Here is a 13,707-nt window from a genome sequence, read left to right on the forward strand (position 1 = left end):
ACACGGCGGTCGATGCCATGGGCGTTAGACCTGACCCGGGACGGCGTGCGGTGGTTCGTGGTGGCCGCGGCAGTGTGTCAAGGAGGCGGGGGCGCGGTGGGCGCGCCCCCGAACCTTAGGCGCGCGTGGCTAGCCACGCATCCACGCGGGCTAGCGCACCGCGCAGCGCCTTCTCCAGATGGGGCGTTTGCGCGAGGCTGCCCCACAGAAGCCGATCGGCGCAGAACGCCTGCAACGGGTCGGGCGCGGCAAAGAATGCGCGCGCAACGCGTTCGTCCATCACACCGTCCTGATACTTGTACGGCAGCTTGCCGGCCTGCCAGCGGTCGAGAAAGCGGAAGAACAGCGCGGGCAGCATGGCCGTGGCCGCCGGCTCGACACCGCGTTCGAAGCACTCGGCGAGGGTCGGGGCAATGAAGCCCGGGATCTTCGAAAAGCCGTCGGCCGCGACCCGCTGATTGGTATCCTGGATATGCGGATTGCTGAAGCGGTCGAGCACGACGTCGCGATAGCGCGCCAGATCGAGCGGACTCGGCGTGAGACAGGGGATCACATCCTGTGTGACGTAATCGAAGGCGAACTGGCGGATCTCAGCGTCTTGCGTGCCTTCGTGGATGTAGTTCAGCCCGACCAGCGTTCCGGCCCAGGCAATGCAGCTATGGGTGGCATTGAGGATGCGGATCTTGGCCTCTTCATACGGCACCACCGATTCAACCAGCTCCGCGCCGACCCGCTCCCAAGCCGGACGTCCCGCGCAAAAGCGGTCTTCGATGACCCACTGGATAAACGCTTCGCCCATCACCGGCACGGCATCGTCGAAGCCGGTGGCGGCCAGCACGCGTTCGCGCACATCGGGGGTGGGTCGTGGCGTGATGCGGTCGACCATCGAGCTCGGCGAGCTCGTATTGGCGTCGAACCAGGCCGCGAGCGCGGCGGCGCCGCTGCGCTCGAGGAACTCGCTCATTCCGGCGTGAAAACGCTCGCCGTTGCTGCGCAGGTTGTCGCAGCTTTGCAGCGTCACTGGTCCGGCGTTGCGCTGCATGCGCGCTTCGAGAATCGCCGCCAATGCGCCGTAGATGGTCGTGCGGGCGCCTTTGAGGTCGGCGGCGAGGTCGGCAAGGGCGGTATCGAGGCGGTCGTGCTCGTCGAGGTAATAGCCGCCTTCGGTGACCGTGAACGCGATGATCTTGCAGGCCGGATCGGCGCCGGCTTCGATCAGCCCATCGAGGGTCTCCGACCACGGCACCACACGCTCGATCGAACGCACCGTCTCATACTCCCGCTCGCCGGCCGGCGTGACGGTTTCGAGCGTGTAAACACCGTCCTGCGCCGCGAGCCCTTCTAGCACAGCGTTCATGTCGCCGCGAATATTGCCGACCGTGAGCGACCAGCGCGGTTCGCCTTCCTTGCGTAGCTCGTTCAGGCGGTGCAGATACCACGCCTGATGGGCGCGGTGAAACGATCCTGCGCCAATGTGCAAGATCACGTGGGCGTTCGCGACGCCGCTTTGGCCGCTGTTCATAGGTGTCTCCTTTGTGGATCGGAGTTAGCGCTTTAGCGCTCGTGTCGATCCCTTGCGAAAGTTTTTCACGCACGGTCTACGCGTGCGTTTTCTGGGTGGAGCATTTGCTCTGCATGTGAACGAATGATCGTATCCGGCGAATCGAAAGTCAAGGCGGCAAACGCCTCAATCTGTGGCGCAGCGCCGCGTGGCGGGGCTTCTGCGAGGTGTGCGGAGAGTGGGCAGCGTTGTCTGGTGCCCCTTTGCAGGGCTGTTGCAATGCATCAAATTTGACATTCAAAGCGTCAGGAGTAACCCCGATGCAAAAAAGTATCAGTCTGCGGTCTCATTTTTAGTGGTGCGCGGCGCGTTTGAGGGCTAATTTCCGTTATACAAACCGAAGATCGGCTGCGCGCGCCAGAAATCAGCGCTGCAGTAAGCCGCTTCAATGGAGGAAGACACGTGCAACCCGATCTCGAGCTCGTGGCCGTGCGCCGCGACGAATCGTTCAAGGTGTGGTCCCACGGGTATCCGTACCGCACGGTGCGCTGGCATTTCCACCCCGAATACGAAATCCATCTGATCGTGGCGACGACCGGCAAGGTGTTCGTTGGCGATCACATCAGCAACTTTGTGCCTGGCAATCTGGTGATAGTGGGGCCGAACCTGCCGCACAACTGGGTGAGCGACGTGCCGGAAGGCGAAACCGTTGAACGGCGCAATCTGGTCGTGCAGTTCGGACAGGAGTTCGTCGCGCACTGTATGGAGAGCTTTCCGGAGTGGCGGCAGGTGGAGGCGTTGCTGGCCGCTTCGCGGCGTGGGGTGTCGTTCGGCGCGCAAACCAGCGCGGCGATCCAGCCGCTCTTTATGGAGCTGTTGAACGCGCGTGGCTTACGCCGCATCGTGCTGTTCATGTCGATGTTCGAAGTGCTGGTGAGTGCTCAGGATACCGAACTGCTGGCGAGCCCTGCTTATCAGACGGATCCGACCGGTTTCGCCGCCACGCGCATCAATCATGCGCTGTCCTATATTGGCAAGAATCTGTCCTCGGACTTGCGTGAGTCGGATCTCGCGCAACTGGCGGGGCAGAGCGTGAGCGCTTTCTCACGTTATTTTCGCCGTCATACCGGCATGCCGTTCGTGCAGTACGTCAACCGCATGCGTATCAATCTCGCCTGCCAGATGTTGATGGACGATGAGTTGAGCGTGACCGATATCTGCTACAAGGTCGGCTTCAACAATCTGTCCAATTTCAACCGGCAGTTCCTGCTTGCGAAGGGTATGTCGCCTTCGAAGTTTCGCCGTTACCAGCATCTGAACGACGCGAGCCGCGATGCTTCCGATGAAGCCGCGGGTCGTGGTGACGGTGTTGCTGATGCTCCGGCGATTGTGCCGGCGGTGCAGAAGCGGGGGCGTGCGCGGATATCGGCTGGCGCTTATCGGGCGACGTAGCAGGTTCGAGGTACGTCGCTCGTCCCATGGTGGTGGAGCGAGCGTCTCCGGACTAAAGCATCGTCCTCACATGCCACAACTCTGGAAACAGCACCACGTCAAGCATCTTGCGCAGATACAGCGCACCGCTGGTACCCCCCGTGCCTTGCTTGAAGCCGATGATCCGCTCAACCGTCGTCACATGACGAAAGCGCCACTGCCGAAACGCGTCTTCCAGATCGACCAGCTCCTCAGCCATCTCATACAGCTCCCAATGCTGCGACGGATTGCGATAAACCTCGAGCCATGCTGCTTCCACTGACGCATCGTGCGTGGTCGGCTGGGTCCAGTCGCGCTCCAGCCTCTCGGGTGCAATCGCAAATCCGCGCCGCGCGAGCAGACGGATCACTTCGTCATAGAAGGAAGGCGCTTCGAGCGTGGCCTGCACTTCGGCGAGCACGTCAGGCCGATGCGCATGCGGCTTCAGCATCAGTTCATTCTTGTTGCCGAGCAGGAACTCGATCTGCCGGTATTGATGCGACTGAAAACCGGACGAGCTACCCAGGTAAGGGCGCATCGCCGTATATTCGGACGGTGTCATCGTCGACAGCACGCTCCACGCCTGCACCAACTGCTCCATGATGCGCGACACGCGCGCCAGCATCTTGAACGCGGGCGGCAACTCATCGCGATGCACCGCTTCGAGCGCGGCGCGCAGCTCGTACAACGCAAGCTTCATCCACAGTTCACTCGTCTGATGCTGGATGATGAACAGCATCTCGTTGTGATCCGGCGATAGCGGATGTTGCGCAGACAGGATGGAGCCGAGCGAGAGGTAATCCCCGTAGCTCATCGACTTCGAGAAATCGAGTTGGGCGTTGTGCCAGCCGTTGTCGGTCTCGCCCGCGCTTTCGTTTTCGTCATCCGCCGCCGGGACATGTGGCGCTGAAGCAGCGTGAACTGCAGCAGTGGTACTGCTGCCGTGACCAAACGGACAGCCGCCCTGCACCGGCGCAGCAGCAGACTCATCAGGTGAACCAGGCAGCCCTGGCGTTTGCATATGATCGGTCATCGCGCGCTCCTCAGGTCACCGCGCCGCGAGCGGCAAATTCCGGTGCACGCCAGGTCTCTTTGACCAGCACCTCGTGCAGCGTTTCGACGGCATCCCACACGTCGACAAAGCGCGTGTACAGCGGCGTGAAGCCGAAGCGCAACACACGTGGTTCGCGATAGTCGCCAATCACCCCGCGCGCAATCAGCGCTTGCATCACTTCATAACCGTGCGGATGTTCGAAGCTCGCATGCGAGCCGCGTTGCGCATGATCGCGCGGCGTGACGAGCGTAAGCGGAAACTCGGCGCAGCGCGATTCGACCAGTTCGATGAACAGATCGGTCAGCGCCAGCGACTTCTGGCGAACCGCCTGCATATCGGTTTGCAGGAACACGTCGAGTCCGCATTCCACGAGCGCCATCGACACCATCGGCTGCGTGCCGCACAGGAAGCGTCCTACGCCGTCATCGGGCTTGTAGACCGGGTTCATCTCGAACGGCGCACGATGACCCCACCAGCCCGACAATGGTTGCGCGAACGCATTCTGATGACGATGCGGCACCCACACAAACGCCGGCGAGCCGGGGCCGCCATTCAGATACTTATACGTGCAGCCCACCGCGTAATCCGCGCCGACGCCGTTCAGATCCACCGGCACCGCGCCCGCCGAATGCGCGAGGTCCCACAGCGCCAGCGCGCCCTTGTCGTGAATCAGTTTCGTGAGCGCCGCCATGTCGTGCATATAGCCAGTGCGGTAGTTCACGTGCGTGATCATCGCGATAGCGGTGTCGTCGCCGATCGCCGCAGGCAGTTCGGACGGATCGTCGACGAGGCGCAGTTCATAGCCCCGGTCGAGCTGCTCGATCAGCCCCTGCGCGATATACAGGTCCGACGGGAAGTTCGAGCGTTCCGAGACGATTACGCGCCGCTTCGGGTCGCGCTCGTTCGCAAGACGCACGGCGGCTGAAAGCAGCTTGAACAGGTTGATCGAAATCGTATCGGTGACGACGACTTCGTTGTGCGCTGCGCCGATCAGCGGTGCGAGCTTGTTGCCCAGGCGCCGCGGCAATGCGAACCATCCCGCGCTGTTCCAGCTGCGGATCAGTCCTTCGCTCCATTCGGCGGCGATCACGGTTTGCGCGCGCTGCGCGGCGGCGGCCGGCGGCACGCCAAGCGAGTTGCCGTCCAGGTAGATGGTGGTCGAGGGCAGCGCGAACTGGTCGCGCAGGGTGCCAAGCGGGTCGGCGCGGTCGAGCGCTACGGCTTCGTCACGGTTTTTCATGATGGTCCAGAGTCAAAAAATAAGAGTGGGTCAGCCGAGTTCGGCGGCGGGCAGCGCGCGCAGTACGGCGCGAACCGGGCTCGCATCGAGCGTGGCGAATTTGAGAGGCAGCGCGATCAGTTCGTAGTCGCCGGGCGCGATGGCATCCAGCACGATTCCTTCGAGAATCGCCATCCGGTGCGCGCGGATGCGGTGATGCGCGTCCATCGTCTTCGATTCCTGCGGGTCGAGCGACGGGGTGTCGATGCCGATCAGCTTGACGCCGCGCGACGCCAGCAGATCGATCGTCTCCGGCGCGACTGCGCAGAATGCGCTGTCCCACGTCGTGGTCGGCGCTTGCTGGTAGGTGCGCAGCAGGATGCGCGGTGGCATACCGTCCAGCGAGCCGGCCACATGCTCGGGCGTGACCACCGGTGTTGCGCCAATGCAATGGATCACGCGGCAGCGGCCCAGATATGCGTCGAGCGGCACCGCGCCAATGGCGGCGCCCTTGGCGTCGTAGTGAAGCGGAGCGTCGGTATGTGCGCCGGTATGCGGCGAGAGCGTGAGCCGTCCGACGTTGACGGGCGAGCCCGCCTCCATGCGCCAGACGCGCTCGATGCCAACCGGCGTATCGCCCGGCCAGACGGGCGTCGCGGTATCGACGGCGGGGGTGATGTCCCAGAGTGTAGTCATGTCTCCGATGCGCCTTTCTGTGTATCTCTCGAATGATAGGCGGGGCGAGATGAAATGTGCTTGCGAAAAAATCTCGTTTTTTGGTCTCCCTTGGAACATAATTTGATGCAAACAGGAAAGGGAGACCGAATATGAACGCGATCTCGCTCGACGCCACCGATTGCCGTATCTTGACGGTGCTTCAGCAAGAGGGAAGGATCAGCAATCTCGACCTGGCAGAGCGGATCTCGCTCTCGCCCTCCGCGTGTCTGCGGAGGTTGCGCTTGCTGGAAGAGCAGGGAGTGATCGAACGTTACCGGGCGTGCCTGAACCGCGAGGTGCTGGGCTTCGAACTGGAGGCGTTCGTGCAGGTATCGATGCGCAACGACCAGCAAAACTGGCACGAGCGTTTCGCCGAGGCGTTAAGGGACTGGCCGGAGGTGGTGGGAGCGTTCGTCGTGACGGGCGAGACTCATTATCTGCTGCGGGTGCTCGCGCACAACCTCAAGCACTACTCGGATTTCGTGCTGCAGCGGCTGTATAAGGCGCCCGGCGTGATGGATATCCGCTCGAACATCGTTCTGCAGACGCTCAAGGAGGATTCGGGCGTGCCGGTGGAACTGGTGCCGGGAGCGATGGCCAGAACCAGCGTGGTTGCAGGCGACTGAATGAAAGCGCGGAGGAAGTCCGGAGAAACGGCGCCGGCAGCATGCCGCGGGCCGATTCCGCGCGCAAATACTCGCGGCCCGGACGCAACATGAGCCGCCTAGAGCGGCTTTAGTCCGTGGAATTCGCCGTTCTGGAACACCAGCGGTGCAATCTCCCCGGCATCCTCACGGATCCCGCAGCGTTCCACTTCCCCAACGAAAATAACGTGGTCGCCTTCCTCGTAGCGGCTGCGGTTGTGGCATTCAAACCACGCTAGCGCACCGTCGAGCACCGGCATCCCGGAATCGCCCGCCGCGTGTGAGACACCCTCGAAGCGGTCACCCTTCACGGTCGCAAAGCGCTTGCACAGATCGAGCTGCGACGCGGCCAGCACGTTGACGACATAGTGGCTATTCGTCTGGAATGCCGGCATCGACGCTGAACGCGTCGCGAGGCTCCACAGCACGAGCGGCGGCGCGAGCGACACCGAATTAAATGAGCTCGCCGTGATGCCGATCAACCGCCCCGACGCCGCACGTGTCGTAATGACGGTAACGCCGGTGGCGAACTGGCCCAACGCCTTTTTGAAGGCGAGCTGGTCGAAATTGGGCGGACTGGCGCGCTTCATCGGAAGCAGATCCGCAGGGCTGGCCGGGCGGCCGCATATGGCGCGCGGAGGGTATAAATTGAATCGAAAGTCATGTAGAAAATCGGCGATTTGTCCCAATTTTAACGGAATCGCGGGCGAACTGGCCGCGAACCTTGGCCGATGTCGCCATCAGGCGACCTCAATTCTTTCCAGTTGCCTTCGAGCGCTTTAGCTGCCATGAACCGCCGCCGCAGGCGTGGCCCGCTTCATGCGGCTAGCGGTAAATGTCCGCCGGCGGTCTGGCACGACAGGCGTGAAAAGGGGCGGCGGCGCGGCGAGGCCCGCCGTATCCGCGGGTGGCAACCAACGAGGAGCAGGCAACATGAGTGAAACAGTCGAAACCGCCACCCTTGGCGGTGGATGTTTTTGGTGCCTCGAAGCGGTTTTTCTCGGCGTCGACGGCGTCAATGTCGTGGAGTCCGGCTACGCGGGCGGTCAGACGGAGCGCCCGACTTACGAGCAGGTGTGCGACGGTGTCACCGGGCATGCTGAAGTCGTGAAGATAGATTTCGACCCGGCACGCATCAGCTACCGCGAGGTTCTGGATATTTTCTTCGCGATCCACGATCCGACCCAGCTTAACCGGCAGGGCAACGACGTCGGCACGCAATACCGTTCGGTGATCTTCACGCATTCGGAAGCGCAACGCGAAACGGCGTTGCAGGCGATTCGCGAGATTGCCGCCGAAGGCATCTACGACGGACAGATCGTCACCCAGGTGTTGCCGCTCGACGGCAACTACTGGCCGGCCGAAGCCTATCATCAGAACTATTTCGCCCAGCATCCGGATCAGGGCTATTGCTCGTTCGTCGTGGCGCCGAAGGTCGCGAAGTTTCGTCAGAAGTTCGCGCATCGGGTCAAGGCGGGTTGAGCGCTGGGTGACCGGCGATGGAGTCCGGCTCGTTCCGGTTTGAGCGTGCACTGCTTGGGCCCAGGCGCTAGGTGCGGGATGTCAGATGCTCTCGGGGGCTGCCGGTGCCGGTGCCGGTGCCGGTGCCGGTTCGCGGTTTGCCGCTTCGTCCAGCAATCGTGAGTACGCCTCGACAATCGCCCGCGCGAGTTTCACGCAGGTCAGCGGCGCCGAGCCTTCCGCCTTGTTGTTCACGGCGATCAGCACCGGCTGCCCGGCAATCGCGTAGCGGGCGGCCAGTTCGGCCAGTGCTGTGCGGGTGGCCGGATCTTCGTCGACCAGACGGTCGAACGGATCGTACTTTGCCTTCGCCTGTTCGTATTTGAAGCCGCCGTGCAGACTCCAGCGCACGATCAGCGGACCGGCCGGCTCGCCGTCGAGCAACGCGAGCGCCGCTGCCTGGCGCAGCGGGTCGGGCATGCGCGCATGAATCCCTACGCAATATCGCACCCCGGTCGCTTTCAGCGTGCGGATGAAGCGCGGCGTCAGCAGGCATGCGTCGCGAATCTCGACCGCGTAGCGCGTGCCTTCGGGTAGAACCGGCAATGCTGAGAGAAACCCGGCGAGCTGCTCGATGAAGCCGGCGGGGTTCGCCAGCATCTGATCGGGTAATGGCGAGAACTGGAACACAAGCGCGCCGGCCTTCGCGCCGAGTCCGTCGAGGCAGGGCCGCACGAACTCGTCGATGGCCAGTTGCGCGTTCAGAAAGCACGGATTGAGCGAGACCGGTTCGCCGCGCTCGGCGCGCACGGTGGCATCGGTGACGAGCGCGGGCGCCTTGACGATGAAGCGGAAATGCTCCGGCACCTGCTGCGCGTAGCGCAGATAGTCAGTGACGGTAAGCGGCGCGTAAAACGAGCGGTCGATGCTCACCGTGCGCAGCAGCGGATGCAGGCCGTATGCGGTCAGACCGTCGCGAGAGAGTTTGCTGTTGCTGTAGTCGTCGCCGTAGACGATGCCTTTCCAGCCAGGAAACGACCACGTGGATGTACCGAGATGGATCTGCGGGGGGAGCCCGGCGGCGATTTCGAGGACATCGGAAGAGGGTTCGGCGGCGATCACGTCGCGCGAGCGGCGTTTTTTGGGTGCCGTGGCGTCAGACGAGAGCGCCTCGTCCGTGTGGGGTTCCGTTTCAGCCCCGGATTCGGCATCAGCCTCGTCGGCTTCCGTCTCCTCTTCCCATAGCGAAGCGGCCAAAGAGGTTCGCGCTTGCCGCTGCCGGGTCGTGCCGGAAACGCCGTCCGGCGCAGCTTGGGGAGGAGCAGACGAAGAAGCGGGCATGCCCACCGGCATGCCAAACAGATCCAGTTGCCCGGCATCCGCGTCCAGCGTGGCGGCGCCCTCACTGACCGCGTCCGTCCCCGCCTTCACCTGCGTCACCGACGCAAATTCGCTCGCTCCGCCCTCGTCCATCGATTCCTGATCTTCTCACTGTCAAGGGTTGCGCCGGAACGATCGCGCGGCTGATAGTGCTAGCTCCGGCGCAACCGCATCACAGCGGTTTGTCCTGCCTCTCGTACATGTACCGGCGCGACCACGGCAAGGTCTTCGCGCTGCGGCCAGCCTTGCGGCACACCACCTGGTAGATCGACACGTCGTCGTTTTCGAACGCATACGCGCAGCCGGCCAGATACACCCGCCAGATGCGGAATTTTTCGTCGTCGACGAGCTTGCGTGCTTCTTCCGCATGGGTTTCGAAATTCTCCGCCCAGATATCGAGCGTGTGCGCATAGTGACGGCGCAGGCTTTCGACGTCAACTGCCTCGAGCCCGCCGCGCTGCATCGATTCGAGCGCGAGGCTGATGTGCGGCAGTTCGCCGTCGGGAAACACGTAGCGATCGATGAACTCACCGCCACCAAGCGCCGTTTCGCCGCTGTCCGAATCGCTCGACGTGATGCCGTGGTTCATTGCAATGCCGTCGTCCACCAGCAGATCGTGGATCTTCTGAAAGTAGCCCGGCAGATTTTTGCGGCCGACGTGTTCGAACATGCCCACGCTCGTGATGCGGTCGAACTGGCCTTCCACGTCGCGATAGTCCTGCAGGCGGATCTCGATCCGGTCTTCAAGCCCGGCGGCTTTCACGCGTGCGGTAGCCAGATCGAACTGGTTCTGCGACAGCGTCACGCCCACGCACTTCGCACCGAACTTCGAGGCGGCCCGCAGCACGAGCGCACCCCAGCCGCAGCCGATGTCGAGCAGACGCTGCCCTGGCTGCAACTGGATCTTGGTAAGGATGTGGTCGATCTTCTTGATCTGCGCAGTGGCGAGATCTTCATCGCCCTCTTCGAAGTACGCACACGAGTACACCATGTTCTCGTCGAGCCACAGCTTGTAGAACTCGTTCGAGACATCGTAGTGGTACTGAATGGCTTTCTTGTCCGACGATTTCGAGTGATTGAAGTAGCGTCGCACCCGCGCCAGCTTGCTTGCACTGGTCACGGTGTTGCGTGCCAGCGAGTAGCCGATGTTGATGATGTCCGACAGCTTGCCTTCGATGTCGATCTTGCCCTTCACGTACGCCTCGCCCAGATTGTCGAGGCTCGGTTCGAGCAGGTAGGGCAACGCCGTTGCGCTCTTCACGTGCAAGGTGACCTGGGGCGCGGCAAACTGCCCGAAGTCGTGTTGCTGGCCGTCCCACAGAACAAGGCGTGCTGGCAGGTTCGCCCTGGTTTTTACGTCTTCAACCCACTGCGCCAGCTTCTTCTCCCAGAACATGTGATTTCTCCGTGTCCGATGAAATACAAAGCAAAGCTTTTCAGGTCGCTGCGTGCCTTGGCGTCACTCCCACACCGAATGGCCGCGCGATCCTGCCGGTGCACGCGCAGCTTGCAAGGCTAGCGCGCCGGCGTTGTTATAGGTTCAGGGCGATAGCCGGGCGATTTGCCAGTCGCCGTCTTGCACCGCACGTGTGTAGAGCAGCCGGTCGTGCAAACGCGACGGCCTGCCCTGCCAGAATTCTATGGCATCCGGAACCAGCCGGTAGCCGCCCCAGTGAGGCGGCCGCGGCGGTTGATCGCCGTACTTCGCGCTAATTTCTTTCTCTCGCGCTTCGAGTACCGCGCGGCTTTCAATTACCTGACTTTGATCCGATGCCCATGCGCCGATCCGCGAACCGAGCGGGCGCGATTGGAAGTACTGATCGCTTTCGGCGGGACTTGTCTTTACGACCTTGCCCTCGATGCGCACCTGGCGCTCGAGTTCGATCCAGTAGAACAGCAGGCTCGCATGCGGATTGTCCGCGATTTCGCGGCCTTTACGGCTGTCGTAGTTGGTGAAGAACACAAAGCCGCGCTCATCGACGCCCTTGATCAGCACAATTCGGGCCGAAGGCCGGCCGCGCGAATCGACCGTGGCGAGCGTCATCGTATTTGGTTCGGGCAACTGGGCATCGAGCGCCTGTGCGAACCATGCTTCGAACTGGCGAAACGGGTTGTGGTCGACATCGCCGACGTCCATTGAACCTAGCGAATAATTTTTCCGAAGTTCGGCGAGTGAGGTCATGTTCTTATGCGAACGCTACAGTTCATCCAGTATAGCCAGGGAACAACTTTTCTGCGTGCGCGGTGACAACCCGTGCAGGCGCTAAAGCCACGGTTCGCGCAGGGCTGCAGCGTTCATGGCCACGTGATCAGGCAAAATAGCGGATTGGCACATGCGCGCGATTCGCTTCTGTGTTTCCCCGCTTCTTTGTCCGCCTCCATGTCCGTTTTCGACGAGCCCCCGACCATGTCCACGCCTGGCACTGCCGCGCCTTCCGATCTTACTACCAGCCCCGGCGGCTTTGAAGCCGCCGACCACGCGCGGCGTTTTGGCGGCATCGCCCGGCTGTACGGCGCGCCGGCACTGGCGGCGTTCGAGCGTGCGAGCGTCGCGGTGATCGGGATTGGCGGCGTCGGCTCGTGGGTGGCCGAGGCGCTGGCGCGCAGCGCGGTGGGCTCGCTGACGCTGATCGATCTGGATAACGTGGCGGAGAGCAACACGAACCGGCAGATTCACGCGCTCGACGGCAACTACGGCAAGCCGAAAGTCGACGCCATGGCTGAGCGGATTGCGCAGATCAATCCGCTATGCGACGTACGTCTCGTTGAAGACTTCATCGAGCCGGATAATTTTGCGGCGCTGCTGGGCGGCGGTTTCGATTACGTGATCGATGCAATCGACAGCGTGCGTACCAAAACCGCGTTGATCGCATGGTGCGTCGAACAGGGGCAGCCGCTGATCACGGTGGGCGGCGCGGGCGGTCAGCTCGATCCGACGCGCATCCGCATCGACGATCTTGCGCTGACGATTCAGGACCCGCTGCTCTCGAAGGTGCGCGCGCAATTACGCAAACAGCATGGTTTTCCGCGCGGGCCGAAGGCGAAGTTCAAGGTGAGTGCGGTGTATTCGGACGAGCCGCTGATCTACCCGGAAGCGGCGGTCTGCGATATCGATGAGGTCGCCGAGCACGTCACCACTTCGCCGGGGTATGCCAGGCCGGTCGGGTTGAACTGTGCGGGGTTTGGTTCGAGCGTGTGTGTGACGGCGAGCTTCGGTTTCGCCGCCGCAGCCCATGTGCTGCGCGCGTTAGGGCAGCGGGCGGCGGCGGCTTAGCGCCTTTAGGTTGCCTCGCGGCTCAAAGGTTCTCCGCTCCTCAGAACAACGCCGCGCTGAGCTTGCGCCGCCACTGCGAGACGATTTCCGGCTGGTGTGCGGCCAGATCGAACACCGACAGCATGGTCTTGCGGCCAATATCGTCGCGGAACGTGCGGTCGCGCTGCACGATGGCGAGCAGATGCTCGAGCGCGCCAGCATAGTTACGCCGCGCAATCAGCGCGCTAGCGAGGTCGAAGCGTGCTTCGAGATCGCCAGGCTCGGCGGCCACACGCGCTTCTAGCGCGTCGGTGGGCGGCAGGTCGGCCGCGGCATCGACCGCGTCGAGGCGCGTCTTGATCGCGTTGAAGCGCGCGTCAATACCCTGGGTGGTTTTCGGCGACAGCAGATCGACCTCGTTGCGGGCCTCGTCGATGCGGTTGTCTTCCAGCAGCAACTCGATCAGGTCGAGGCGGGCGTCGTCATAGCCCGGATCGTAGGCAAGCGCTTCCTTGAGTGCGTCGTATGCATCTTCGCGATGGCCTTCGGCGAGAGCGGCCTGCGCTTCGGCGCGTGCGGCGTCGGCGCCCTGCGGCACCAGCCGGTCCAGAAACTCGCGCAACTGACCTTCCGGCAGCACGCCGACGAACTGGTCCACGGGACGTCCGTCAGCAAACGCCATCACGTGCGGAATGCTGCGCACCTGGAAGTGCGCTGCCAGTTCCTGATTCTCGTCGACGTTCACCTTCACCAGGCGCCATTTGCCGGCATACTCGGTTTCGAGTTTTTCCAGCATCGGCCCGAGCGTCTTGCACGGGCCGCACCACGGCGCCCAGAAGTCGACCAGCACGGGGGCGAGCGTCGAGGCGGAGATAACGTCTTTTTCGAAAGTGGCCAGACTTGTTTCCATTGCATCCTCGTCGGTATAACGGTTCGTCCCGGTAGATGGGGGCGAATGCGGTGGGTTCAATGCGCAGGGGCTGGGTTCACGGCGGGGGGCGGAATTGG

Annotated in this window: 13 protein-coding genes; 4 read left to right on the forward strand and 9 right to left on the reverse strand. The window is 62.7% G+C overall.

Features of this window, described 5'->3' with window-relative positions:
- Positions 1 to 115: 115 nt before the first annotated feature.
- Positions 116 to 1,522, reverse strand: a complete 1,407-nt coding sequence (dalD, locus tag P3T20_RS10320; RefSeq protein ID WP_074263486.1) for a D-arabinitol 4-dehydrogenase — start codon at positions 1,520 to 1,522, stop codon at positions 116 to 118.
- A 441-nt stretch (positions 1,523 to 1,963) separates the two neighbouring features.
- On the opposite strand from dalD, the gene P3T20_RS10325 reads away from it, so the two are divergent.
- A complete protein-coding gene (locus P3T20_RS10325; protein WP_429286821.1) occupies positions 1,964 to 2,953 on the forward strand; it encodes an AraC family transcriptional regulator in 990 nt (329 codons plus the stop codon).
- A 52-nt stretch (positions 2,954 to 3,005) separates the two neighbouring features.
- Here the strand turns inward: P3T20_RS10325 and kynA are convergent, their stop codons facing one another.
- The 3 genes from kynA to kynB are packed head-to-tail and all read right to left on the reverse strand — an operon-like array spanning position 3,006 to position 5,940.
- Entirely contained in the window at positions 3,006 to 4,004 is a 999-nt protein-coding gene (kynA, locus tag P3T20_RS10330) for a tryptophan 2,3-dioxygenase (RefSeq protein ID WP_429286822.1), read from the reverse strand.
- Between the two features lie 10 nt (positions 4,005 to 4,014).
- Entirely contained in the window at positions 4,015 to 5,265 is a 1,251-nt protein-coding gene (gene kynU, locus P3T20_RS10335; RefSeq protein WP_074263489.1) for a kynureninase, read from the reverse strand.
- Positions 5,266 to 5,295: 30 nt separating this feature from the next.
- Positions 5,296 to 5,940 carry an arylformamidase gene (gene kynB / locus P3T20_RS10340; RefSeq protein ID WP_074263490.1) on the reverse strand — a complete coding sequence of 215 codons (645 nt, stop codon included), beginning with the start codon at positions 5,938 to 5,940 and terminating at the stop codon, positions 5,296 to 5,298.
- A gap of 131 nt (positions 5,941 to 6,071) precedes the next feature.
- Between kynB and P3T20_RS10345 the strand changes: the two genes are divergently transcribed.
- On the forward strand, positions 6,072 to 6,587 hold the full coding sequence (locus P3T20_RS10345) for an Lrp/AsnC family transcriptional regulator (RefSeq protein WP_074263491.1): 516 nt from the start codon (positions 6,072 to 6,074) through the stop codon (positions 6,585 to 6,587).
- A gap of 98 nt (positions 6,588 to 6,685) precedes the next feature.
- On the opposite strand, the gene P3T20_RS10350 is transcribed toward P3T20_RS10345, so the two are convergent.
- A complete protein-coding gene (locus tag P3T20_RS10350; RefSeq protein WP_429286823.1) occupies positions 6,686 to 7,195 on the reverse strand; it encodes a flavin reductase family protein in 510 nt (169 codons plus the stop codon).
- A gap of 343 nt (positions 7,196 to 7,538) precedes the next feature.
- Between P3T20_RS10350 and msrA the strand changes: the two genes are divergently transcribed.
- Positions 7,539 to 8,087, forward strand: coding sequence for a peptide-methionine (S)-S-oxide reductase MsrA (gene msrA / locus P3T20_RS10355; protein ID WP_429286824.1), 549 nt, complete (start codon positions 7,539 to 7,541; stop codon positions 8,085 to 8,087).
- A gap of 81 nt (positions 8,088 to 8,168) precedes the next feature.
- On the opposite strand, the gene P3T20_RS10360 is transcribed toward msrA, so the two are convergent.
- The 3 genes from P3T20_RS10360 to pdxH form a co-directional block, all read right to left on the reverse strand.
- Positions 8,169 to 9,539 (reverse strand): DUF72 domain-containing protein, encoded by a 1,371-nt coding sequence (locus P3T20_RS10360; protein WP_429286825.1) that lies wholly within the window; start codon positions 9,537 to 9,539, stop codon positions 8,169 to 8,171.
- A 79-nt stretch (positions 9,540 to 9,618) separates the two neighbouring features.
- Entirely contained in the window at positions 9,619 to 10,842 is a 1,224-nt protein-coding gene (locus P3T20_RS10365) for a class I SAM-dependent methyltransferase (RefSeq protein WP_429286826.1), read from the reverse strand.
- Between the two features lie 144 nt (positions 10,843 to 10,986).
- Entirely contained in the window at positions 10,987 to 11,628 is a 642-nt protein-coding gene (gene pdxH, locus P3T20_RS10370; protein ID WP_429286827.1) for a pyridoxamine 5'-phosphate oxidase, read from the reverse strand.
- 225 nt (positions 11,629 to 11,853) lie between these two features.
- On the opposite strand from pdxH, the gene tcdA reads away from it, so the two are divergent.
- Entirely contained in the window at positions 11,854 to 12,720 is an 867-nt protein-coding gene (gene tcdA, locus P3T20_RS10375; protein ID WP_429286828.1) for a tRNA cyclic N6-threonylcarbamoyladenosine(37) synthase TcdA, read from the forward strand.
- 40 nt (positions 12,721 to 12,760) lie between these two features.
- On the opposite strand, the gene trxA is transcribed toward tcdA, so the two are convergent.
- Positions 12,761 to 13,609: a thioredoxin gene (gene trxA, locus P3T20_RS10380; RefSeq protein WP_429286829.1), complete on the reverse strand. Its 849-nt coding sequence runs from the start codon at positions 13,607 to 13,609 to the stop codon at positions 12,761 to 12,763.
- Between the last annotated feature and the right edge of the window lie 98 nt (positions 13,610 to 13,707).

The sequence above is a fragment of the Paraburkholderia sp. GAS206C genome, assembly GCF_050435645.1.
GTDB classification, from domain to species: domain Bacteria; phylum Pseudomonadota; class Gammaproteobacteria; order Burkholderiales; family Burkholderiaceae; genus Paraburkholderia; species Paraburkholderia phenazinium_B.

Bases quoted from the DNA above. Each gene is read 5' to 3' on its own strand.
- kynB (WP_074263490.1), bottom strand. From the start codon at position 5,940: ATGACTACACTCTGGGACATCACCCCCGCCGTCGATACCGCGACGCCC.
- P3T20_RS10360 (WP_429286825.1), bottom strand. From the start codon at position 9,539: ATGGACGAGGGCGGAGCGAGCGAATTTGCGTCGGTGACGCAGGTGAAG.
- kynA (WP_429286822.1), bottom strand. From the start codon at position 4,004: ATGACCGATCATATGCAAACGCCAGGGCTGCCTGGTTCACCTGATGAG.
- tcdA (WP_429286828.1), top strand. From the start codon at position 11,854: ATGTCCACGCCTGGCACTGCCGCGCCTTCCGATCTTACTACCAGCCCC.
- dalD (WP_074263486.1), bottom strand. From the start codon at position 1,522: ATGAACAGCGGCCAAAGCGGCGTCGCGAACGCCCACGTGATCTTGCAC.
- P3T20_RS10365 (WP_429286826.1), bottom strand. From the start codon at position 10,842: ATGTTCTGGGAGAAGAAGCTGGCGCAGTGGGTTGAAGACGTAAAAACC.
- P3T20_RS10345 (WP_074263491.1), top strand. From the start codon at position 6,072: ATGAACGCGATCTCGCTCGACGCCACCGATTGCCGTATCTTGACGGTG.
- kynU (WP_074263489.1), bottom strand. From the start codon at position 5,265: ATGAAAAACCGTGACGAAGCCGTAGCGCTCGACCGCGCCGACCCGCTT.
- pdxH (WP_429286827.1), bottom strand. From the start codon at position 11,628: ATGACCTCACTCGCCGAACTTCGGAAAAATTATTCGCTAGGTTCAATG.
- P3T20_RS10350 (WP_429286823.1), bottom strand. From the start codon at position 7,195: ATGAAGCGCGCCAGTCCGCCCAATTTCGACCAGCTCGCCTTCAAAAAG.
- msrA (WP_429286824.1), top strand. From the start codon at position 7,539: ATGAGTGAAACAGTCGAAACCGCCACCCTTGGCGGTGGATGTTTTTGG.
- trxA (WP_429286829.1), bottom strand. From the start codon at position 13,609: ATGGAAACAAGTCTGGCCACTTTCGAAAAAGACGTTATCTCCGCCTCG.